A 21,670-nucleotide genomic window follows, 5' to 3' on the forward strand; every position below is an offset into this window, starting at 1 on the left:
CTTGTATATCAACGTGCCTGATATATGTCAATGAAATTGATATAGGGCCTCAGTGGAACGGCGGGCGACGATCGATCAGCCGCGACGCCCGTCCGCCGCCGCGCCACAGCCGTGCCACCCAATCGCTGTCCTCCTCGGTGACCAGGTTGGCCATCACCCGCACGGCGACCTTCATCAGTGCCGTCGAGCGCATCGCCACCGGTCCGGTGGTGGGCAGGAACCGTTGGTAGGTCAGCAGCAGCGCCAGCCTGCGTGCGACTGAGAACCCACGACCGTAGTGCGCCTGCAGTAGCGACGGCCACAGCTGCGACAGGTCGGGGGAATCCAGGAGTTCGGCGGCAAGCCGCCCGGTCTCGAGGCCGTAGTCGATGCCCTCCCCGTTGAGTGGGTTGACGCACGCTGCGGCGTCACCGATGAGTACCCAGTTCGGCCCGGCCACCCCCGACACCGCGCCGCCCATGGGCAGCAACGCCGAGGCGACCGCACGGGGCTGGCCGGTAAAGCCCCATTCGTCCCGGCGCAGGTCGGTGTAGTACGACATCAGCGGTCGTAACGCCAGGTCCGCCGGCCGTTTGGTGGTCGACAGCGCTCCCACCCCGATGTTCACCTCGCTGTTGCCCAGCGGGAAGATCCAGCCGTAGCCGGGCAGCACCGCTCCGTCTGGCGAGCGCAGTTCCAGATGGGAGGTCAGCCACGGATCCTCGCTGCGGGCAGTGGTCAGGTATCCCCGTGCGGCGACGCCGTAGACGGTCTCCTGATGCCAGCGGCGGCCCAGCTTGCGCCCCAGGGACGACCGTGCGCCGTCGGCGACGATCAATTGTCGGCAGGCCACCTCGGTCCGATCGGCCAGCGTCAGCGATACCACTCGCCTTGACGAGTCATGATGGGCCGCGACGGCTTTTGTGCCGAGCAGCATGCGGGCCCCGGACTCCTCGGCGACCTTGCGGATCCGATCGTCGAGTTCGAGCCGGGCCACCGCGCTGCTGTACGCCGGAAAAGACGGGCCAGGCCAGCCGATTTCCACCTCGCCGCCGAATCCGCTCATGCGCAGACCCCGGTGCTGAATACGGCCGGCCAGCCATTCGCCGAGGCCCAGCTGCTGTAGCTCGGCGATCGCGCGCGGGGTCAGCCCGTCGCCGCAGGCCTTGTCGCGGGGGAAACCGGCGGAGTCGATGACAAGTACATCCCGGCCCGCTCGGGCGGCCCAGGCGGCCGCCGCCGACCCGGCCGGTCCGGCGCCCACGACCACCAGGTCGGCGCCAAGGGCTCTGGGAACTCTGGTTTCCACGCTCCCCAGTATGTTGGTCGGATGAGAACCTCGGCGACGGTGGTGGCGGGCGTTGACGTCGGCGATGCTGAATTCGCCACGACGGTGCGAGATGGTGTCGCCAGCATCGAGCGGCTGATGGACGCTGAGTTGCGCGGTGCCGACGAGGTGATGACCGATTCGCTGCTACACCTGTTCCTGGCCGGTGGTAAGCGGTTCCGTCCACTGTTTACCGTCTTGTCGGCCCAGGTCGGGCCGAACCCGGGTGCCGACGAAGTCGTGATCGCCGGAGCCGTCATCGAGATGATTCATCTCGCGACGCTCTACCACGACGACGTGATGGACGAGGCGCAAGTACGTCGCGGAGCGCCCAGCGCCAATGCGCGCTGGGGCAACAACGTCGCCATCCTGGCCGGTGACTATCTGCTGGCGACGGCGTCGCGGTTGGTGTCGCGGCTGGGGCCGGATGCCGTGCGGATCGTTGCCGACACGTTCGCCCAGCTGGTGACCGGTCAGATGCGTGAGACCCGGGGTGCGCCCGAGGGCGTGGACATGATCGAGCAATACCTGAAGGTGGTTCACGAAAAGACCGGCTGCCTGATCGGTGCCGCCGGCCGGTTCGGTGGCATGTTTTCTGGCGCCGACGGCGAACAAGTGGAGCGACTGAACCGTCTCGGCGGCATCGTCGGCACCGCGTTCCAGATCGCCGACGACATCATCGACATCGACAGCGATACCGAACAGTCGGGGAAGCTACCGGGCACCGACCTGCGTGAGGGGGTGCGCACGCTGCCCATGCTCTACGCCCTGCGCCAGACCGGCTCCGACGGCGCCCGGCTGCGCACATTGCTGGCGGGCCCGATCCGCGACGATGCCGAGGTGTTCGAGGCTCTCGCGCTGTTGCGGGCGTCGCCGGGTATGGACCAGGCCAAAGAGGTCCTGGGGCAATATGCCGCTCGGGCACGTCACGAGTTGGATCTGCTGCCCGACGTCCCGGGCCGCCAGGCGCTGGCCGCGTTGGTCGACTACACGGTCAACCGGCACGGGTAGAGGGCGGCGTTTCGGAACCCCGAGGGCCGTTTCGGGCGTTAAATCAGCTGTAATAACCAAATTGCCGTGTTCGTGGGAGGACACACACCTATGACCTGGCATCCGCATGCCAACAGGCTGAAGACTTTCCTGCTGCTGGTCGGCATGTCCGCCATGATCGTGTTCTTTGGTGCGCTGTTCGGCAGGACGGCCCTGATCCTGGCGGTGCTGTTCGCCGTCGGGATGAACGTCTATGTCTACTTCAACAGCGACAAGCTGGCCCTGCGGGCCATGCATGCGCAGCCGGTTTCGGAGCTGCAGGCTCCGGCGATGTACCGGATAGTGCGTGAGCTGGCCACCAGCGCCCACCAGCCGATGCCGCGGCTATACATCAGTGACACCGCCGCACCCAACGCCTTCGCCACCGGCCGCAACCCGCGCAACGCCGCGGTGTGCTGCACCACGGGCATCCTGGCGCTGCTCAACGAGCGGGAATTGCGTGCCGTGCTGGGCCACGAGCTGTCACACGTCTACAACCGCGACATCCTGATTTCCTGTATCGCCGGAGCGCTCGCGTCGGTGATCACCGCGCTGGCCAACATGGCCATGTGGGCCGGCATGTTCGGTGGTAACCGAGACGGCCAGAACCCGTTCGCCCTGCTGCTGGTTTCGTTGCTGGGCCCGATCGCGGCGACGGTGGTGCGGATGGCGGTGTCGCGTTCGCGCGAATATCAGGCCGACGAATCGGGTGCGGTCTTGACCGGTGACCCGTTGGCGTTGGCGTCGGCACTGCGCAAGATCTCCGGTGGCGTGCAACTGGCTCCATTGCCGCCCGAGCCGCAGCTGGCCAGCCAGGCGCACTTGATGATCGCCAATCCGTTCCGTGCCGGGGAGCGGATCGGATCGCTGTTCTCGACGCACCCGCCGATCGAGGACCGGATCCGGCGTTTGGAGCAAATGGCCCGCGGATAGTGGTCTTCGGCCGGACGGCCGTCAGGCGGCGGCTTCGGACTTTTCGTCGTGGACCAACTGCGTGCCATCGTTAGCGAAATGACCCCTGCGCAGGGCGCCATCGATGCGAACCTTCCCGCCGGTGGCGTGATGGCGCCGCTGCCAGTCGGTGATCGCCTGGTGCGCGGCGTGGTCGAGGTAGTTGACCGCGATATGAAGAGTGACCGTCGCGCTGTCAGGCACCGAGGCCAGCACCCGGGTCAGTCGGGGTAAGGACAGGAAGGTGCAGGCGCCCTCGACGACCACCCGCCATTCGCCGTCGATTTGGTGCGCTTCGACCTTGGCGCGCAGCACTCGCCATCCCGTCATCGCGATGGCCAGGGCCAGCCCGATCATCACGCCGTGCAGCAGATTCAGGAAGACCACTGCGACAATCGTCACCAGGTAGATGGCGAAGTCGCCGGTCTTGACCGCGGTTTCGATGTGTGCGGGCTGCAGTAGCTGAATACCGATGACGATCAGCAGCCCCGCGAGCGCAGCGCTGGGGATTCGTTCGATCAAACCCGCAAAGGGGAGTGCGAACAGCAGGATCCAGAACCCATGCAAGATTGTCGACGCCCGAGTTTTGGCACCCGCCTTGATGTTTGCCGCGCTGCGGACGATGACACCGGCGATGGGGAGGCCGCCGATTGCCCCCGACACGACGTTGGATGCGCCCTGACCGATCAATTCACGGTTGAGTTCGGTGGTTGGGCCGCTGTGCATTCTGTCGGTTGCCACCGCTGTCAACAGGCTCTGGACGCTGGTGATGAGCGTGACGGTGATGATGCCGATCACGATGGCGCCCCAGTTTCCGTGTGGAATTGCGGGCAGCTGCAGTGCATCCACGACCGAGCCCTCGAGAGTGATGCGGGACACATGGAACGGAAACACCACCGAGACAACGGTTACCACCACGATGGCGACCAGCGGGCCGGGAACGGGAGCCACCTTGGCCGGAGCCCAGCGCCAAGCGACCATGATCGCGATGACCAGCAGCCCCAGGATCACTCCGGGCCGGTGCGCGCCGACAATCTGTGCGGGCAGCTCGACCACGTTGGCCCAGGCCGTGCTATGTGATTCGCCACCGAGCAACACGTGCGTCTGTTGCAGCGCGATGGTGATCCCGATACCGGCCAGCATGGCGTGCACCACCACTGGCGAGATCGCAAGGGCGGCTCGCGCGACGCGGCTGAATCCCAGTGCGATCTGCATCAGCCCGGCGACCGCCGTGATGAAACAAGTGATTCCCCATCCGAATTCGGCGATGAGGTCGGCGACCACGACTGTAAGGCCGGCGGCGGGCCCGCTGACCTGCAGCGGAGATCCCCCCAGTGCGCCACCGATGATCCCGCCCACCACGGCCGCGATCAACCCGGCGAGCACCGGAGCATCCGAGGCAATGGCGATGCCCAACGACAACGGCAGTGCTACCAGGAAAACAACCAGCGAGGCTGGCAAGTCGTGCCTGATGACTGATCGCACCCGGTCGGGGCGCGATATCTGCGATACCCGCGACAACCGCGATGTTGTTTGGGGTTCCGGGGTGCCCGGGTGCTGGGCGTGATCAAGACCTTGTTTATCGAGCTGTTCGATGTGTGGCATCGGCCGATCCCCTCGTTGGGCCTTAGCGGGGGATGTTGCGATATCCCGCCCCACGTGCTGTAACGGACTCGTAACGTGTTCGCGCACTAGCAAATACGAATGGCCGAACTCCGCCGAACTTCATTGTGTCAGTCTGCTATGCGTCCGATCATCCGAGGCTATTGAGCGGGCCAAGCGACGGCAACCTGGTTCGCCCGCTGCATAGCGAATGCAAATGTTCAGCGTGACCGGGCGCCAAGTCCAAGTGTGATGCGAACCAGACCGGCCGGCGATGGTCCGGCGAATCCTTCGCTAAGCGGGAGTCTCAGTGCCTGCATTCTCGACCAAGTCGTCCATCGCCCGGCGAGCGCGGTGTCCGGTATGGACGCCACCGTGGATGTGAACCGGCTGGCTGGCGACCGCCGGGCACTGCGTTGATCCGCAAAGTGCCAGGGACCTGATTTTCGAGCACGCGGCGAGCGACTACGTGAGGCAGTTCCCGGACTCGCCCGAGGCGCTGAATCCGGTTGGCGCGGTGCAGTGGCTTCGCAAGAACGCCAGGGTCGAGGGTGAAACCGCCGAGCAGGGGCCAGAAGTCAGCATCACGGTGTTGTACGGAAGCGGGGCAAAGGTGGCCGCGACGATGAACGCCGACGTCGTGGACTTCCGGCCGATCGACAAGGGTGACGTTGCGCTGCTGCGGGTGGACCGGCGCAACATGCCCTCCTCGGAGCTGACCACCGACGCCGACGTCAGCATCGGCACCCGGATTCTGGCGGTGGGATATCCGAAGAGCACCCAGGACATCACCGATCCCTCGCTTGACCCCACCTACAAGAGCGGCACGGTCAGCAAGAAATCACTTCGCCAGACCATTCCCGAATACGAGATCGATGCGCCGATCTCGGACGGCATGAGCGGCGGGCCGACCATCGAACTCAACGGCAAGGTGATCGGGCTGAACAGCTTCCGCCCGGCCAGCGAATCGCAGCCGTTCAACTTTGTCGCGCCGGTGGCCGGGCTGGCCGCATTGCTGGCCGCCAAGGGGGTCGTCCCCACCCTGGGCCCGGCCGATCTGTCCTATCGAAAGGGGCTCGACCTGTACTACTCGGGCCACTACACCGCGGCGATCAAAGAATTCGACACGGCGTTGTCGCTGTCACCGGATTTTCCCGGGTTGGTCGACCTGCGCACCAGCGCTGTCAACCTGCGTCAGCAGTACGGCGACGTTTCGGTGCTACGTGGCTCGAATCTGATGTGGTACATCGGCCTCGTCGTGGTGCTGGCGGTCGGCGGTGGCGTGACTTTCACGGTGTTGAGAAGTCGCCGGCAGCGCTCGGCGGTCTCTCCGGTGCCCGACTTTCAGCCGATCCCGGATGGGTGGTCACCGGTTGGCGGCGGTACCGAAGTCGCCGGTGAGCACGCGGCCGATGCCGGGGCTCCCGCCGAGCATCTGACGGCCGGTGAACCCCACTTCTGTGCGAACTGCGGGGCGCAGCATCATCACACCGAAAAGTTCTGCCCCAACTGCGGTGAGCCGATCGTCATTGACGCATCCGCGCACGGAAAGCACGAGAAGCCCTGACGCCGCCGCGACTATCGGCTACCGGCGTTCAGCCCGCCAGGGGCGCGCGGTCGGCGGCGCGGCCGAACACCATGGCCTCGTCGATGCGGTCGAACCGGTAGTCGATGGCGTCGGCGAAATAGTTTTGCCGCACGTTCCAGGGCCGCTTGGTCCCCGATTTGGGCAGCGCGTGCAGCGACCGCAACACATAGCCGGCCTGAATGTCCCAGGACGGTTTTTCCGGCATCGCCTCCTTGCCGCGGTCCGGGTAGGCGTGCGTATAGCCGTTGGCGGCCATGTGCGCCAGCAACTTCGCCGTGGCCCGCGCGGTCATGTCGGCGCGCAGCGTCCACGATGCGTTGGTGTAGCCCACACACCAGAACAGGTTGGGCACCCCTTCGAGCATGTGCGCTTTGTAGACGAACCGGTCACAGGGGTTGATCTCGGTGGCGTCCAGACTGATCTGCACCCCGCCAAGTGCCTGCAACTGCAGGCCGGTGGCGGTGACGATGATGTCGGCATCAAGATGTCGGCCGGACTCGAGTGCGATGCCGGTGGCGTCGAAATGGTCGATGTGGTCGGTGACCACTTCGGCGCGCCCGCCGGCCACGGCGTTGTACAGATCGGCATCGGGGATCAGGCACAGGCGCTGATCCCACGGGTTGTAGTTCGGCTTGAAGTGGGTGTCGACGTCATAGCCGGCGGGCAGGTTCTTGATCGCAATGCGCCGCAGCAGCCATTTGATGAAGCCCGGAAGCTTGCGGGCCAAGAACCAGAGCACCGCTTCCAGCAAGGCGTTGTATGTTCGGATCGTCAAATGAGAGGCCTTGCGGGGTAATACTTTACGCGCGATGGCAGCGAATTTGCTGTACCTGGAAGACGAGATGAGGTAGGTCGGTGAGCGCTGCAGCATGGTCACCTTGGCGGCCTGCTCCGCCATTGACGGGATCAGCGTGACCGCGGTAGCGCCGCTGCCGATCACCACGACCTTCTTGCCGGTGTAATCTAGGTCGGCCGGCCAGTGCTGTGGGTGCACCACGGTGCCGGTGAACCCCTCGATGCCGGGGAAATCGGGCGTGTAGCCCTGGTCGTAGTTGTAGTAGCCGCTGGCGAAGAACACGAACCGGCTGCGGCATTGCCTCTGCACGCCGTCCTGCTCGAAGCTGACCGTCCAGCTGTCGGTACCCGAATCCCAGTCGGCCGCCCGGACATAGCTGTTGAACTGGATATGGCCGTCGATGCCGTACTTGTGAGCGGTGTTGGCCAGGTACTCCCGGATGTGCTCGCCGTCGGCCACGCCCTCCCTGCGGGTCCATGGTTCGAACGGAAAGCTCAACGTGAAGATGCTGCTGTCGGAGCGCACGCCCGGATAGCGAAACAGGTCCCAGGTGCCGCCGATTCGCTCACGGCGTTCCAGGATGGTGTAGGTCAGTCCGGGGTTGCTCTCGAGCAGCCGGTAGGCCGCTCCGAGGCCGGAGATGCCGGCGCCGACGATGACGACGTCGAGCAAGCTCCGCTCGACCGGAGTGCGTTGGGCTTCTTGGGGGGTCACGCTCATCGTGGACCTCGCTTGTTTCTGGGATGCGTCATCAGAGTAGACACCCACCGGTTGGTCGAGCCAGGGCAGTTCGGCACTAGTGCTGCGGCGGTTGTTGGACGGTGAAACCGGCGCCGAGCGTGGCATCCGGCCAGGGCGCCGCGGTTTGACGCATTGCGCAACCAGACTTGACAGAAACGTTTAGATCGGGAAACAATGCGAAACCATGATGACCACTCTTGCCATGGAACTGCCGGCCGTTGACAACATCCTTGACTGCCGCTTCACCGACGACATGATCGAGGCCGCCGCGGGAATGAACGGCCTGGGACCTTGTGTGGATCAAGCTTTGACCGCTCCCTGCCTGGGTTTTGAACGCCTCTCCTGAGCTGTCGGGCGCCTTGGCTGCGATCGCCTGAATATTGTTGAGGGCCTTGATGAATGGCCCGTCGCAATGCTGGTTGCCGGTGTCTATTCCCAGAGCAGCACATTGGGCAGGGACGCGTCGATGCGACGTAGGGCGGTATAGCCTATGCCGGCGATTCCGCGGAACAGTCCCGGGTTGAATGCTTGGTCGCCGCTGTTCCATCGATAGTCGCCGCGTTGGGTCGCCGCGGACACGATGTCGCTCAGGTATCGTGCCGCAAGACCCCGAAGATCGCGTTGGTCCAAGGTCGTCGCGGCTTCACTGAGTAATTCGACGCTGCCTAGAGCGCCACAACAGAGCGTGTCCAATTGTTGCTCAGCCCAGCTTTGGCGGACCGAAGTCACGGCGTTGGCGATATCGGCCGACAGCGGCTGCGCCCAGCCGAGTCGTGCCAAGCCGATGCGCCCCAGGCCGATTCCGGGTGCGCCGTGGCACCACTGCGAGGGCCAGCCTTTCCTTCCGCCCACATCCAGTGCGGGCCAGCTGCCGCGCTGTGGGTCGTAGCTGGCGTTTTCAAATGCCAGGCACTCCGCTGCGTATCGGGCGAACTCCTCGTGACCGGTCGTTGTGGCCAATGACGCCAGGGCGTACGCGTAGCCCGCTGCACCGTGCGCCATGCCGTTCAGATCGCAAGAGCCGGGTACCTGTCGCTGCCAGGTGCGCCTTCCTTGTGAGCCGACGCGGGGTTGGCGCAACAGGTGCTCGCCACACCTGATCGCACGCGCGAGCACGTCCCCGGATCCGGTGTCTCGATAGACTCGGAGCAGCCCAAGGATCGCGCCGGCGCTACCCCCGACGACGTCGAGTTGCCGGTCGGTCTCGATCAGATCGTCGGTGATCAGCAGCGCCGCCGTGTGCGCATGGGCGAGCAATTCGTCGTCCTCGAGGCACTCCGCCATGACCGCCAATGCGTAGGCGATCGACCCCAAACCGGAGCCGCCGCTGATCCCCAGCGAGCGGGCCACACGTGGCGCGTTGCGGCCGGTCAGTTCGGTGCGCACGTGAGCGACCCCGGCCCGGGCCAGCTCGGCTGACCGCTCGCAGCCCGAGCTAGCCGCGTGTGCGGCCAAGAAGAGACCGATGCCGGACACGCCGTTGTACAGGCCGGCGCCCAGGCAGACGAGCTGGGCAGCCTCCGAATCGCCGGACCAGTCCAACCCGATCCAGGCTGCGCCCGCATCTCGGCGAATCGCATGAAGCGCCAGTTCCCCGGCGATTCTGTCGGCCTCGGCGGAAAGGCCATCTTCGGCCGGTGGCCCGGCGCCACGGTCGGGCCCGGACGGCTGGTGTTCTGGTCCCGCCGTGCCCGGTGACCGCGCTTGTCCCGCATAGGTTTCCGTATTGTGCCGGATGACCGTGACTTGCCAGTCGATCTGTCGATCGTCGAGGTTGTGAATCCGCGCAGACGCGCGTTCCAGGCCTGACACCCCCTCGGAGGGGAACGAGACTCCAGCAAAATCATGCGCTTCGATGCCGTCGCTGGCCATCACAAAATAGGGGACGTTCAACGACAACAGTGCCGATCTCTCCGCCTGTAGGAGCGGCCAATGTGGATCGCTGTCTTGGTTCCAATCAGCCAGTCTGGCAACGAAGTCCGCTTGCGCCGACCAGACAACACCATCATGCATGGTGCGATGATCGGTGAGCTGCTGCAGCAACATGGTGTAGAACGTGGTCGGACGCGGCACCTTGCGCACCGGCAAGCCGGCAAACTCCTGGAACAAACCGCCGGCCCCGGCATCGGCGCGTTGTCGAACCAGGAAATTGGCGTAGGCCACGAAACCGGCAATGAAGGCGTCGACGTAGTCGCTGAACTTGGCGTAGTGCCCGTTGACGTGGGGTAAGTTCGGCATGCTCGTGGCGGGCTGTGCCGATTTGTTCGGCCGCATCGCGTCAGTGTTGACGTGATCCCATCGGATCGTCGGCGTGGTGTTGTTATTCGCGATCAACCCACCGACCGCGGAACGCCCGTTGGCGCCGGAGCGCCGATAGGACGGGATCAAGCCCACCGCCATCACCGAATCGGCGATGAGGTTGCATGCGGCATGGTGGGCGCGGCTTTCCCGGTCACGGTCGTCGGGGTCCTTCGTGCTCGCCTGCAGGATCGTCTCGATGTCCAGCGGCATCGGGTAGTCGCCGTGTGCGATGAAGTTTTCGTGGTGCATGTCGGTGGCGGCCAGGCAGTGCAGCAGTGCCAGCCATGCTCCGGCGCGCCGGAAGTACAACTCGAGGCCTTCTTCGTCTGGGCACGATGCATGCTCGATGAACTCGCACCAGCCGTAGCCTTCGCGTCCGATCGTGCGGACCGCACGCAACGCCAGCGGGGGAGCGGCCCGGTTGAGCCTGCCGACCAGGGCGTGCAGGGCGCCATCCACCCGCAAGTCCTTCGGCTTGTAGACCACCCGCGCGCCGTTCTCGAACACGACGATCCGTACCGAGCGGCCGCCATTGTGGGGATCGGAGAGCCCGCCGTCGATTCCGGCCACCTCGGTTTCGGGGGCGCCCGCGAGCAGGTCAGCGCGGATGGACGGCAGATCGGCGGCCAGGCGTTCGATCAGCTCGCGCGTGGTGTCAATCCATTGGCGGGTGATCGTGGCGATCAGCCGCCACAGCACCGGTTTGACTTCCAGCAGCCGGGCAAGGCCCGCTGCTTTCATCTCGGCGACAAACCGCTGATAGAGCGCGACTCCCGAGTCCGGTCTGGGCTGCGCGTGAGCATCGTCTGGGGTCGCGAGCTCGCGCACCGAGTCAAAGAGCGCATAGAGCGCCGGCGCGCACAGGTCGGACAGTTGTTGCAACAACGATCGCCGAATGCCTGCGCGTGCAGAATCGCTCAGTTGGGCCGTGGCGGCGGCGTCCGTGGTCGACCAGAGTCGGGCCTGCGCCTCGTCGACTAGCGGCAACAGCAGGGTGTCGAATTGGCAGGGGGTCGTGGACTCGTGCGAACCGGTTGTGGTGGCTTGGCCGGGGGAGTCGCACAACGACGCGCGGGACCACATTGCGTCATCCACCCACGCCGGCAGCGGCAAGGACCGAGTGTGCCGGGCATTGGCGAAACGCGCCAGCACGCTTGCGAAGTCCCAACCGTCGCGAGCCAATCGCGACTCGAACTGCGCCCAGTCACCGCTTGTGCTGGAACGACACCAAGCGGCGAGGCGGCGCGCGGCGGCATCGGTGTCTGCCTTCCGGCCGGGCAGCGTCTCGAAACGCGTAGACAACAGTTCATCGATCGTCGCGGCATGGACAACCAGCCACTCGCGCAGCGCATGGCGATCATGTCGCGCGGCTACCGAGCCGTCGACCCACTCATCCCCGACACCGTCACCCATCACCCATCTGTCCAACCATCGGACCCGCGCCTCGCATTCGCAGTACCCAAGCTACGACTTCGCTGCCCGTGGTAATGCCGAATCGCGCAACCTGTTGCGGGCGAGCCGTTTTCGCGGGGTGGCTAAGGGTTGAGATGCGGTGATGAAGCTATCTGAGCGTCCTTGCGAACCGAAAGGCGTCCTGCGGCTCCGCGCCGAGGTTGGGGAACACGCAGTAACGCTCTAGCCGGTCCTGCATGGACAAACCGTTGCGCTCCAGCGCTCGTGCCGCTCCGATGTTGTCAACGTGGCATGCGGCCCACACGCGATGCACGCTCGGATCCCGCTGTGCCTGTTCGATGAGCAAGTCCAGCGCCTCGGACGTGACATGTTGCCCCCACCAGCGGCGGCCGAGGGAGATGCCCAGCTGAACCTCGGGGCCCTCCGGCCGGATCCAGGTGCAGAACCCGACCGGATCGCCGGTGCTGCGCCAGTTGATGATCCAACCGCGATTGTTGTCGTCCATGCACAGCTCGGTGATGAAGTGCCTGGTCTGCTCGACGTCGGAATGCGTGTTGCACGAAAGGTAGCGCATCACTTCGTCATCCGAGGTGACCTCGAAGAACACGACATCGGCGTCGGTGGGCCGCAAGGGGCGCAGGATCAGCCGCGGGCCGGTGAGGATTTCATCGTCGGCAGTCGCCATAGGGGCCCCCTAATGCGGACCTTCATAGCCTACGTGGCCAGCCAGTCAGCACTTCTACGACCCGGACGACCATGACCGCTTCGGGCGCCCGCAGGGAGTTCTATCGGTAGTTGACGAACTGCAGCGCAACGTCCAGGTCGGCCTGCTTGAGCATGGCGATGACGGTCTGTAGGTCGTCGCGCTTCTTGCTGGTGACGCGAATCTCCTCGCCCTGGATCTGGGTCTTGACGCCCTTGGGGCCCTCGTCGCGGACGAGCTTGGTGATCTTCTTGGCGTCGTCACCGCTGATGCCCTGCTTGATGGCGCCGGTGACCTTGTAGGTCTTGCCGGATGCCTGGGGCTCGCCGGCGTCAAAGGCCTTCATCGAGATGTCGCGGCGGATGAGCTTTTCCTTGAAGACGTCCACCGCGGCCTTGACCCGCTCCTCGGTGGACGAGGTCAGCTCCACGGCTTCGTCGCCCTTCCACGCGATCTTGGTGTCGGTGCCGCGGAAGTCGAATCGCGTGGCCAGCTCCTTGGCGGCCTGGTTGAGCGCGTTGTCGACTTCCTGGTGGTCGACCTTGCTGACGATGTCGAACGATGAGTCGGCCATGCGATAAGTCCCTTCTTTGGAGAGCCGTTTGTGCTCTGTCTACCCGGTCGTTGTACCCTGCTATGCGGCAGGTTGCCCGAGCGGCCAATGGGAGCGGACTGTAAATCCGTCGGCTTACGCCTACACAGGTTCGAATCCTGTACCTGCCACCAACTTGAGCACTGCGCGCGTGCCCGCTGACCCCGGTGGATGTTATTGGGCCCGTTCGCGCACCACGCGCGCGATGTCGACATCGCGCACCATCCGCATGGCGGGTAGCTGCGAAATCGCGGCGGCGGCGAGCACGGCGACCGCCGCCAGCGCCAACGTCGACCACCCGAGGGCCAGCTGCATGTTGAACAGATCACTGTTGAAGGACTGCAGGAACAGCCACGCCGCCCCCGCGCCCGCGGCCAGCCCGAAGGGAAGTGCTGCCGCGGTGGCAAGCAGGTTCTCCAGGGTCAGCGTCGCGGTGAGCCGCGGTGTTGACACGCCGGCCGCGCGTAGGGTGGCCAACTCCGTGGTGCGTTCGGCCATGTTCACCGTCATCGTTACGTAGATCACCACGAAGGCCAGTGCCCCGCCCAGCGCCAGCATGACCCCGACGAACGCCCAGAACAACCCGAGGTAGCGGTTGACCGTGTTCTCGAGTGCGTGGGTGTCGGTGTAGGCGAGCACACCGGGCAGCGACGTGATGTCCGCGCGCAACCCGGCGCGGTCGACATCGGCGCCGAAGCGCAACAGGTACCCGTTGACCTCGCTGCCGGTGATCGCGGCAACCGTCGAGTTGGTGGCATAGAGCACCGTTCCCAGCGGTTCGTCGACCAGGCCGGCCAACTTGGCATGCTGTGGCGATCCCCCCGCGGGGATGACGATCAGATCGGAGCCGACCCGCACGTCGAGTTTGTCGGCCAGTGCTGCCCCGGCCAGCACATCGTTTTCGGACAGGGCCAACGTGCGCCCGTCGGTGCCCCGGAATCCGTGCATGGAGCTGTGTGGCACGAAACCGGTCAGCGTCGTCGCATAGGTGCGGCCGCCGGCGCGTACGGTCACCGCGACGGTGGTGCTGGGCTCGACCGCCGACACCCCGGGTAGGGCCGCCAATTGGCTCGCCAAGCCGCCGGGGTCCGCCGCGCTGGGCGCAACGAGCACCGAAGCGTCCTGCCGCTGCACCTCACCGAACTGGACGTCGAGCATGGCGCGCATGCTGGTCATCATCCCGACCGAGGCCAACACCAGGATCAACGCCAGCACCCCGCCCACCATGGTCGCGACGGTGCGCCCGCGGCTGCGGGTCAACGACCGCACGGCGAGTTGGATCACCGCGGGCAGCCGCCACCGCGCGGTCAGCCGGGTGAGTGGCCCCATCGCGGTGGCGAGCACTCGTTGGCCGCGCATGGCGTCAGCCGGCGCGGTGCGCGCCGCGGTGATGGCCGGCACCAGCACGGCGACCAGGCCGGTTGCCAGGCCGAGGGCGAAGCCCAGGACCGCGGTGGACACGTGGTGTCGGACCACCGTGTCGGGGACCCCGATGGCCGCGGTGTACAGGCCGGTGACCAGCGAGGTGACGCCCGCACCGAGAACGACGCCGAGCAGCGCGCCCATGGTGGCCACCGCGACGCCGTATCCCAGGTAGTGCCGGATGACCGTGGCCGGCCGGGCCCCCATGGCCAGCATCGCGCCCATGATGCGCCGCTCGGCCTGCACGACCCTGGTGACGACGACGTACTCGGCGATGGCGGCGGCGGTCAGGAAGAGCACCGGGAATCCCACCGCGAGTTCGGAGAAGCCATTGAGGTCTTCGTGCAGCGCCGCGTTGGAAGGTTGCTCGTGACGGGTCTGCACGTCCAAGGCGCCGCGGGACAGCAGTAGCCCGGCCACCCGGTCCCGATCGGCCGTGGTCGCGCCGGCGGCCATCTGGACCAGGGTCTGATTGGGCCCTGGCTGCCCGGTGAGCTGTGCGGCGAGCCGCGGTGGCGCGAACAGTACGGCGAAGGAATGTGGGTCGGGCAGGATGTCTTGACGACTACGCGCCGGCCACAAGTACTCGGGCGAGCGGGCCACCCCGGTGATCTCGACGGTGCGCCAACCGGAGCCGTTGTAGACATCGACGCGATCGCCCGGGCTCAGGTGAAATGACTCGGCTGCGTGTTTTTCGATCGCGACCTGTGCGGGGGCGCCGGGATCGGGCGCGCGTCCGTCGACGATCTCCACGTCGTCGACCCCGTGGCCGCCGCCGGTCAACCCGACCACCCGACCGATCAGCTTGGTGCCGTCGATGTTCACCGGTCGGTCCCGCACCACGCGGGTCGCGACGTTCTCGACGCCGGCGAGCTCCCGCGCGGTGGAGGCCAGCTGGGTGGGGTCGTCTCCGTAGGCGGTGAGGTCGGCGAAATGCAGCCGGTCATAGGTGCGGTTATAGGACGCCGTGAGGTTGCGGAACGAGTCATAACTGGCGATGAAGAGCAGCACCCCGAGCATCACGATGACCGCGATGGCCACCGATTGAGCGGGGCGCCGCCGCAGATCACGGACGGTCTTGCGGAGCAGGGTCCAGTTCGGCCGGGCGCGGGGCGGTTCGGTTGGCACCTCAGTCACCACCGCACGCTGCTTGCCTCGGCCGGTGCTGAGTTGCGACGCTGCTCGACGATCGCTCCGTCGCGCATCTCAATGATGCGGTCAGCGACATCGGCGGCCGCCCGGTTGTGGGTCACCATGATGACGCCTAGACCCGACCGGTTGGTCTGCTGCAGCAGTTCGAGCACGCGTCGGCCGGTGGCCACGTCGAGAGCCCCCATCGGCTCGTCGGCCAGCAGCAGGTCCGGGTCGGTGATCAGCGCACGCGCGATGGCCACCCGCTGTTGCTGGCCGCCGGAGAGCTGGCCGGGAAAACTGCCGGCCCGATCGGCCAGCCCGACCGCATCCAGCAATTCGGTCGCGCGGCGCCGATCACCTCGGCCGGTCAGCTCGACGATCACTTCGACGTTTTCCTTGGCGGTCAGCGTCGGGATCAGATTGAAGAACTGGAAGATGAACCCCACGTGGTCGCGGCGGAACTTGCTCAGTGCGCGCGGCCGGCACCCCGAAATATCTTGTCCAGCAACGCTAATGGAACCACTGTTGGCCTCCTCGATGCCGCCGATGACGTTGAGCAGGGTGGTCTTGCCCGACCCGCTTTCCCCGACTATCGCCACCAGTTCACCGGGTTCGATGTCCAGGTCGATGCCGCGCAGCGCGTGTACCGACGCTGCTGCGGTTCCGAAGGTCTTGTCGACGCCGTGCAGAGAAACCCCACCGCGCGGTGAGGTAGGCGCTTGCGCTCGTGTCATGGTGGCGTCCTCTCGTCGGTCTGGGCCGTCGGCAGTCCCGCCAGCCGGCGCAACGCCGGCCGGATGGCCAGGGTGCGCAATCGCGGGTCGATCACCCGATGCAGCACCAATCCGTCGATGGCCGCGAACATCAATGCCGCGGTCGCCTCGGGATCGATGGCGCCGCCCTGATCTGCGAGCCACTGACGCAGTGCGGATCGGTAGTCGCCGAGGATCTCCGCCAAGCCCATTCGCAGCCGCTCGTATCGTGTTGCTGCCAAGAGCATTTCGCCAAACACCAGGATCGCCGGGTTTTGGTTTCGATCATCGACGTCGTAGGACGAGACCGCGTCGATCAATCGGTCTATTCCCTGCGACGGTGAATCGCCGGCCAGTCCGTCCAGCACCTGAGCGGCTTCCTCGCGCGCTGCCTGCAGTGCCGCATCGATCAGCAGGTCGTTCACCGATGCGAAGTGATAGTGCACCAACCCCGGCGGAAGTCCGGCCCGTTCGGCCACCATCCGGGTGGTGGCCGCCCCCCAGCCTCGCTCGGCGATCACCGCTACCGCGGCGGCCATCAGCGCGGCCCGGGTTTGTGCACCTCGCTCGGCCGATGTTGGCATGCGACTACCTAAATTTGGACGATCACATTGGGCGTTTGACCAAATTGTACGCCGCGCGGAAGCGGGTCGCGAGGGTCAAAGTGGCTTGAACGTCGTTCGGCGCCGCTTCGGGCGCCGCCGAGTCAATGCATGCGAGCGCTGCCGCCGAGCCCGACTTCCAGCACGCTGCCGGTGATGACACCCGGGTCGGTGACCAGATAGACCACCCCGCGGCTGACGTCCTCCGGTTGCAGCCACGGTTGCGGGATGGGGTTGGCCTTCATCATGCGCCGCACCAGCTCGTCGGGAACTTCCTGATCATCTCCGATCCCGGCGGGCTGCACCATCGGTGTCTGCGTCGTGGTCGGACAGATGACGTTGGCCGTGATGCCTTCCTTGGCGACCTCGAGGGCGACGGACTTGATCAGGCCGATGATCCCCCACTTGGTGGCGTTGTAGGCCGCCAACTCCGGGATGCCCATTCGGCCGCCCATCGACGATGTCGCCACGATCCTGCCGAAGCGTTGTTGGCGCATCACCGGAATGGCCGCGCGCAGGGTGTGGAACACGCCGGTCAGGTTGGTGTCCATCAGCTGCTGCCAAACCTGGTCACTTACCTCTTCGAGGCGCCCGGTGCTGACGATGCCGGCATTGGCCAGCACGATATCGAGGCTGCCCAGCTCGCGCACCGTCCGCTCAACCGCGGTGTTCACCTGGGCCGGGTCGCGCACGTCGACCACCATCGGTAGGCAACGCCGGCCCAGCTGGCCGACGAGTTCGGCGGTGGCGAGCAGGTCTTCCTCGCTACCCAGCGGGTAGGTCAGCTCCGCCATCGGGCCCGGCGCGTCGGCGAGGGCGATATCGGCCCCCTGGCCCGCCAGTGCCAGCGCGTGTGCGCGGCCCTGCCCGCGGGCTCCGCCGGTGATCAAGGCGACACGTCCGTCCAAGGCACCCATAGCGGGTTAGGTTAGCAGCCTGGCGGGCCGGCGACGGCGGCCCACGCCGACCAGTTGTGGCTGCGAAATATGCTGTGGGGGAGTCGATTTAGTGTCGCTGCGGCCGACATTTCCGGCGGGATCAGACTTCTGCGGTTGCCTCTTCGTCGGCATCGGCGGGCTCGCGGCAGCCCGGCAGGTCGTCGGGAGGTTCGACCTGCAGCACCTTGGCTATCGGTACGTCGGTTGACGAATGCAGCACGATCGAGAGCGCAATGGTGACGGCGACGATATCGAACACCAGCTCCTTGCTGGCCAATCCCGACTGCAATGCCAGCAGGCCGTAGACCACCGAGGCAAAACCCTTTGGTCCGAACCATGCGGCAGTCAACCGCTCCTGACGGCTGAGCTGGGTCCGCACCAGCGACAGCAACATCGCGGCCGGCCGGATCACCGCGATCACGACCACGGCCAACAGCCAATCGCGCCAACCGAGCCCGGACAACCGATCGGGGGTGATCAACGCGCCGAACACGATCAGCGCGGCGAACTTGGTGACTTCGGAGAGAAGATCACCGAACGGTTGAAACTGCTCGGCCGCGACATGGTCCAAGGTGGCCAGCGTGGAGCCGGCGGCAAAGGCGGCCAGGTATGGGTTGGCGTGGGTGAGGTGACAAGCCGAGTACACCACCACCGCGATCGCCAACGGGCCCAACGGCTGCAGGTGCGTTTCGGCCGTCAGGATCTTTGCCCGCCACGCGAACGCCACGGCCGCGGCCACGCCGACCCCGAGCGCCAGCCCGAGAACGAGCTCCACCCCGACCCACAGCACGTCGGAGCCGGCGCCCTGGGCGGTGGCCAGGAAGATCATCACGAACGGCAGCGCCAATCCGTCATTGAGGCCGGACTCGACATTGAGCAGTCGGCGCAACCGTTCCGGGATGTCCGAGCGCCCGACGATGGCCGCCGCAAAGACCGGATCGGTGGGGGACAGGATGGCGCCGACCAGGAATGCGGTCGGCCAATTCAGGCCGGTGAGGAAGTGGGCCGGCACCGCGATCCCGATCATGGTCAACGGCATCCCGACGCCCAGGGCGCGCCCGGACAGCGTCCAGGTCTCACGCAATTCGCGGACATTGGCCCGCTGGCCGTCGGTGAACAGGACGGTAAACAGCGCCACGTCTGCGAGCGCGACGACGATCGGGTCGTTTGGGCCGATGTTGTCCAACCCGAGAATCCCGGGGCCCAGCAGGGCGCCGGCGACCAGGAACAGCAGCGCGCTGGACAGCACCGTCCGGGCGGCGACCCCCGACAGGGACACGCTGATGAGCAGTACCACGCCGAACGCCAGGACAAGGCTCACAGTTACTCCGCTTCAGTCGTCGGTAGCCGGCTGTGGCTGCTGCGCGAAAACGCAGCCGCTAACAGCTTCCTTGATCACCCGAGTGTCAGCCACTCCGGTCAGCGGGCGTGAGCGCGGGCAAGGCGACCCAGGGTGAGTTTGTGAGTAGCGCCGCCGTTCACGCCTGGTTGAAGAACCCCGATTGCCCGCTGCCGGCGTTGAATCCACCCGAACTCGAGGTGCCGGAGTTTCCGAAGCCCGAGTTGCCCAAGCCCTTGACCTGGCCCGAGTTGCCCGAGTTGTCCCAGCCGCTGTCGTAGGCACCCGAGTTGAAGAATCCGATGTTTTCCAGGCCGGAATTCAACAAGCCGGCGTTGTGGGTGCCGGTGTTGAAGATGCCCGCGCTCAAGGAGCCGCCGCCGTAGTTGAAATAGCCGGTGCTCCCGCCGCCGGTGTTGGAGTTGCCGAAGCCCGCGTTGTATGCGCCGCTACCTGAATTGGCGGCGCCGGAGTTGTGGCCGCCGCTTGACGAGTTGCCGAAGCCCGAATTGTCATCGCTGGAATTGAAGAATCCGGAGTTGCCGGTGCCGGAGTTGAAGAAGCCCGAGTTGCCGCTGTAGGTGCCGATGCCCCCGAAGCCGGTGTTGACGTTGCCGGCATTCCACAAACCGGTATTGGTGTTGCCCGAATTGAACAAACCGGTATTCGTGAAGCCGGAGTTGAAGAAGCCCGTGTTGCCGGCCTGCCCGGGTGCCCCCGGGAAGATGGGACTGACGCCGTTACCGCCGGAGTTGAAGGCGCCCGTGTTGTCGATTCCCGCGTTGGACAGGCCCAGGTTTCCCGACCCGGCATTGAACATGCCGACGTTGTGCTGGCCCGCGTTGAAAATGCCGATGTCATGGGAATGCTTGGTGTTGCCGCCAGAGTTGAATGCGCCGAGGTCAGCGACGCCCGAGTTCCCCAAACCGACGTTGTTCATGCCCGCGTTGAGGGACCCGGTGCTGGCGGTGCCCGCGTTCCACAGGCCGGTGTTGGTGCCGCCGGTATTGCCGATCCCGGTGTTGACGCTGCCGGAGTTCACCATGCCCCAGTTGGTGCTGCCCGTGTTCGCCACCCCCCAGTTGTGACTGCCCGAGTTGAAGAATCCGGAGTTGTCACTGCCCGAGTTGAACAGGCCGCTGTTTCCGCTACCCGAGTTCCACCCGCCGAAGCCGATTTGATCGGCGCCGGTAAGCCCGATTCCGATGTTTCCGTTGCCGGTGTTGGCCAACCCGATGTTGCCGTCGCCGGTATTGCCGAAGCCGAGGTTGAAGCTGCCGGAGTTGCCAAAGCCGAAGTTCCAGCCGGCGCCGTTGGCATTGAGTCCGCCGATACCGATCTGGTTGTCGCCGGTGAGCCCGATGCCGATGTTGTTGTTGCCGAGGTTGCCGATGCCCACGTTGTTGTTGCCGACGTTTCCAAGTCCGACGTTGTGATTGCCGACATTTGCGCCGCCCACGTTGTACGTCGACTGGGTGCCGTCGAGCACGGCGTTGGCCAGATCGCCGTTGCCGAAGCCGATGTTGCCCAGGCCGATGTTGCCCAGGCCGATGTTCCCGATGCCGATGTTGCCGGTGCCCACGTTGTGGTATGAGGCGCCGGGATATTGCAGACCGGCGGTGTCCAGCGCGGCGCTTCCGTTGCCGGCGCCGATGTTGAAGGAGCCGTAGTTGCCCAAGCCCACGTTGCCGTTGCCGCCGCCCGCGGAGCTCGGACCGTTGTTGCCGCCGCCCAAGTTGTCGTTACCGGTGTTGCCGCTGCCAATGTTTCCGGTGCCGATGTTTCCGATGCCCAAGTTGAAGCCGGACAGACCCGGCAGACTTTGCAGCGCCTGCTGCCATGACGTCAGTTGTGCGGCTGCCGCCGACACCCCGCCGTGATAGCCCGACATCGCGGTCACGTCTTGGGCCCACATCTGCTCATAGTCGGCCTCGACGGCCGCAATCGCCGGCGCGTTGAGCCCCAACAGGTTCGAGGTCACCAGCGAGACCAGCCGGGTCCGGTTGATCGCCACCAGCGCCGGGTGCACCGTGGCTGCCCGCGCCGCTTCAAATGCACTGGCCGCTACCTTGGCTTGGGCCGCCGCCGTGGTGGCGCGGGCCGCGGCTAAGCCCAACCAGCCCGCATACGGTGCCGCCGCGCTTGCCATGGCCTGCGACGCCGCGCCCTGCCACGCCCCCTCGGCCAGGCTCGAGGTCACCGATCCAAACGAGGCCACTGCCGAACCCAGCTCGCCGGCCAACGCATCCCAGGCCGCCGCGGCGGCCAGCAGCGGTCCGGACCCAGCACCCGAATACATCCGCGCGGAATTGATTTCTGGTGCCAACACCGAAAAAATCATCGCCGAGCGCCCTTCCTAGCTGCATGTTTCGAGCCGGGGCACGATCTGAGCCCATGTGCCGACGGGAAAACTGAATGTACAGCGGCGGCCCGGCGCGCATCTGGCTTCTGACGCAACGTT

At 65.8% G+C, this 21,670-nt stretch carries 16 protein-coding genes and 1 tRNA gene; 5 read left to right on the forward strand and 12 right to left on the reverse strand.

Annotated features, from left to right (window positions below; genetic code table 11):
- Positions 1 to 49: 49 nt before the first annotated feature.
- Positions 50 to 1,288: a menaquinone reductase gene (gene menJ / locus CCUG20998_RS04305; RefSeq protein ID WP_020731838.1), complete on the reverse strand. Its 1,239-nt coding sequence runs from the start codon at positions 1,286 to 1,288 to the stop codon at positions 50 to 52.
- 21 nt (positions 1,289 to 1,309) lie between these two features.
- Here menJ and grcC1 point away from each other — a divergent pair, with 21 nt between their 5' ends.
- Together grcC1 and htpX are read left to right on the forward strand one after the other, a co-directional pair.
- A complete protein-coding gene (gene grcC1 / locus CCUG20998_RS04310) occupies positions 1,310 to 2,317 on the forward strand; it encodes a nonaprenyl/(2E,6E)-farnesyl/geranylgeranyl diphosphat synthase (RefSeq protein ID WP_011738953.1) in 1,008 nt (335 codons plus the stop codon).
- Positions 2,318 to 2,407: 90 nt separating this feature from the next.
- Positions 2,408 to 3,268, forward strand: a complete 861-nt coding sequence (gene htpX / locus CCUG20998_RS04315; protein ID WP_012392834.1) for a zinc metalloprotease HtpX — start codon at positions 2,408 to 2,410, stop codon at positions 3,266 to 3,268.
- A 21-nt stretch (positions 3,269 to 3,289) separates the two neighbouring features.
- Here htpX and CCUG20998_RS04320 read toward each other — a convergent pair whose 3' ends face one another.
- On the reverse strand, positions 3,290 to 4,891 hold the full coding sequence (locus CCUG20998_RS04320) for a SulP family inorganic anion transporter (RefSeq protein WP_099052617.1): 1,602 nt from the start codon (positions 4,889 to 4,891) through the stop codon (positions 3,290 to 3,292).
- Between the two features lie 391 nt (positions 4,892 to 5,282).
- Between CCUG20998_RS04320 and CCUG20998_RS04325 the strand changes: the two genes are divergently transcribed.
- On the forward strand, positions 5,283 to 6,455 hold the full coding sequence (locus CCUG20998_RS04325; protein ID WP_258036758.1) for a trypsin-like peptidase domain-containing protein: 1,173 nt from the start codon (positions 5,283 to 5,285) through the stop codon (positions 6,453 to 6,455).
- Positions 6,456 to 6,483: 28 nt separating this feature from the next.
- On the opposite strand, the gene CCUG20998_RS04330 is transcribed toward CCUG20998_RS04325, so the two are convergent.
- On the reverse strand, positions 6,484 to 7,992 hold the full coding sequence (locus tag CCUG20998_RS04330) for a flavin-containing monooxygenase (protein WP_103653935.1): 1,509 nt from the start codon (positions 7,990 to 7,992) through the stop codon (positions 6,484 to 6,486).
- 205 nt (positions 7,993 to 8,197) lie between these two features.
- Between CCUG20998_RS04330 and CCUG20998_RS27770 the strand changes: the two genes are divergently transcribed.
- Positions 8,198 to 8,359 carry a hypothetical protein gene (locus CCUG20998_RS27770; protein ID WP_020731843.1) on the forward strand — a complete coding sequence of 54 codons (162 nt, stop codon included), beginning with the start codon at positions 8,198 to 8,200 and terminating at the stop codon, positions 8,357 to 8,359.
- Positions 8,360 to 8,442: 83 nt separating this feature from the next.
- On the opposite strand, the gene CCUG20998_RS04335 is transcribed toward CCUG20998_RS27770, so the two are convergent.
- The 3 genes from CCUG20998_RS04335 to CCUG20998_RS04345 form a co-directional block, all read right to left on the reverse strand.
- A complete protein-coding gene (locus CCUG20998_RS04335; protein ID WP_103653933.1) occupies positions 8,443 to 11,727 on the reverse strand; it encodes a type 2 lanthipeptide synthetase LanM family protein in 3,285 nt (1,094 codons plus the stop codon).
- 148 nt (positions 11,728 to 11,875) lie between these two features.
- Complete coding sequence (locus CCUG20998_RS04340) at positions 11,876 to 12,412, reverse strand: GNAT family N-acetyltransferase (RefSeq protein ID WP_015354533.1); 537 nt, start codon at positions 12,410 to 12,412, stop codon at positions 11,876 to 11,878.
- A 100-nt stretch (positions 12,413 to 12,512) separates the two neighbouring features.
- Entirely contained in the window at positions 12,513 to 13,004 is a 492-nt protein-coding gene (locus CCUG20998_RS04345) for a YajQ family cyclic di-GMP-binding protein (RefSeq protein WP_020731845.1), read from the reverse strand.
- A gap of 66 nt (positions 13,005 to 13,070) precedes the next feature.
- On the opposite strand from CCUG20998_RS04345, the gene CCUG20998_RS04350 reads away from it, so the two are divergent.
- Positions 13,071 to 13,156: transfer RNA gene (locus CCUG20998_RS04350), tRNA-Tyr, on the forward strand.
- A 40-nt stretch (positions 13,157 to 13,196) separates the two neighbouring features.
- On the opposite strand, the gene CCUG20998_RS04355 is transcribed toward CCUG20998_RS04350, so the two are convergent.
- The 6 genes from CCUG20998_RS04355 to CCUG20998_RS04380 form a co-directional block, all read right to left on the reverse strand.
- Entirely contained in the window at positions 13,197 to 15,584 is a 2,388-nt protein-coding gene (locus CCUG20998_RS04355; RefSeq protein WP_036457264.1) for an ABC transporter permease, read from the reverse strand.
- Entirely contained in the window at positions 15,578 to 16,312 is a 735-nt protein-coding gene (locus CCUG20998_RS04360) for an ABC transporter ATP-binding protein (protein WP_020731847.1), read from the reverse strand. Before CCUG20998_RS04360 ends, CCUG20998_RS04355 begins: the two co-directional genes overlap by 7 nt.
- Positions 16,309 to 16,914 carry a TetR/AcrR family transcriptional regulator gene (locus CCUG20998_RS04365; protein ID WP_020731848.1) on the reverse strand — a complete coding sequence of 202 codons (606 nt, stop codon included), beginning with the start codon at positions 16,912 to 16,914 and terminating at the stop codon, positions 16,309 to 16,311. Before CCUG20998_RS04365 ends, CCUG20998_RS04360 begins: the two co-directional genes overlap by 4 nt.
- A gap of 122 nt (positions 16,915 to 17,036) precedes the next feature.
- Positions 17,037 to 17,849, reverse strand: a complete 813-nt coding sequence (locus CCUG20998_RS04370) for a mycofactocin-coupled SDR family oxidoreductase (protein ID WP_020731850.1) — start codon at positions 17,847 to 17,849, stop codon at positions 17,037 to 17,039.
- A gap of 121 nt (positions 17,850 to 17,970) precedes the next feature.
- Positions 17,971 to 19,191: a cation:proton antiporter gene (locus tag CCUG20998_RS04375; protein ID WP_020731851.1), complete on the reverse strand. Its 1,221-nt coding sequence runs from the start codon at positions 19,189 to 19,191 to the stop codon at positions 17,971 to 17,973.
- Positions 19,192 to 19,348: 157 nt separating this feature from the next.
- Positions 19,349 to 21,550 (reverse strand): PPE family protein, encoded by a 2,202-nt coding sequence (locus tag CCUG20998_RS04380; RefSeq protein WP_103653932.1) that lies wholly within the window; start codon positions 21,548 to 21,550, stop codon positions 19,349 to 19,351.
- Positions 21,551 to 21,670: the final 120 nt, after the last annotated feature.

Origin of the sequence: Mycobacterium marinum (assembly GCF_003391395.1) — a bacterium.
GTDB lineage: Bacteria > Actinomycetota > Actinomycetes > Mycobacteriales > Mycobacteriaceae > Mycobacterium > Mycobacterium marinum.

Coding starts and splice junctions, on each gene's coding strand:
- grcC1 (WP_011738953.1), top strand. CDS start 1,310: ATGAGAACCTCGGCGACGGTGGTGGCGGGCGTTGACGTCGGCGATGCT.
- CCUG20998_RS04320 (WP_099052617.1), bottom strand. CDS start 4,891: ATGCCACACATCGAACAGCTCGATAAACAAGGTCTTGATCACGCCCAG.
- CCUG20998_RS04335 (WP_103653933.1), bottom strand. CDS start 11,727: ATGGGTGACGGTGTCGGGGATGAGTGGGTCGACGGCTCGGTAGCCGCG.
- CCUG20998_RS04365 (WP_020731848.1), bottom strand. CDS start 16,914: ATGCCAACATCGGCCGAGCGAGGTGCACAAACCCGGGCCGCGCTGATG.
- htpX (WP_012392834.1), top strand. CDS start 2,408: ATGACCTGGCATCCGCATGCCAACAGGCTGAAGACTTTCCTGCTGCTG.
- CCUG20998_RS04330 (WP_103653935.1), bottom strand. CDS start 7,992: ATGAGCGTGACCCCCCAAGAAGCCCAACGCACTCCGGTCGAGCGGAGC.
- CCUG20998_RS04360 (WP_020731847.1), bottom strand. CDS start 16,312: ATGACACGAGCGCAAGCGCCTACCTCACCGCGCGGTGGGGTTTCTCTG.
- CCUG20998_RS04340 (WP_015354533.1), bottom strand. CDS start 12,412: ATGGCGACTGCCGACGATGAAATCCTCACCGGCCCGCGGCTGATCCTG.
- CCUG20998_RS04370 (WP_020731850.1), bottom strand. CDS start 17,849: ATGGGTGCCTTGGACGGACGTGTCGCCTTGATCACCGGCGGAGCCCGC.
- CCUG20998_RS27770 (WP_020731843.1), top strand. CDS start 8,198: ATGATGACCACTCTTGCCATGGAACTGCCGGCCGTTGACAACATCCTT.
- CCUG20998_RS04380 (WP_103653932.1), bottom strand. CDS start 21,550: ATGATTTTTTCGGTGTTGGCACCAGAAATCAATTCCGCGCGGATGTAT.
- CCUG20998_RS04345 (WP_020731845.1), bottom strand. CDS start 13,004: ATGGCCGACTCATCGTTCGACATCGTCAGCAAGGTCGACCACCAGGAA.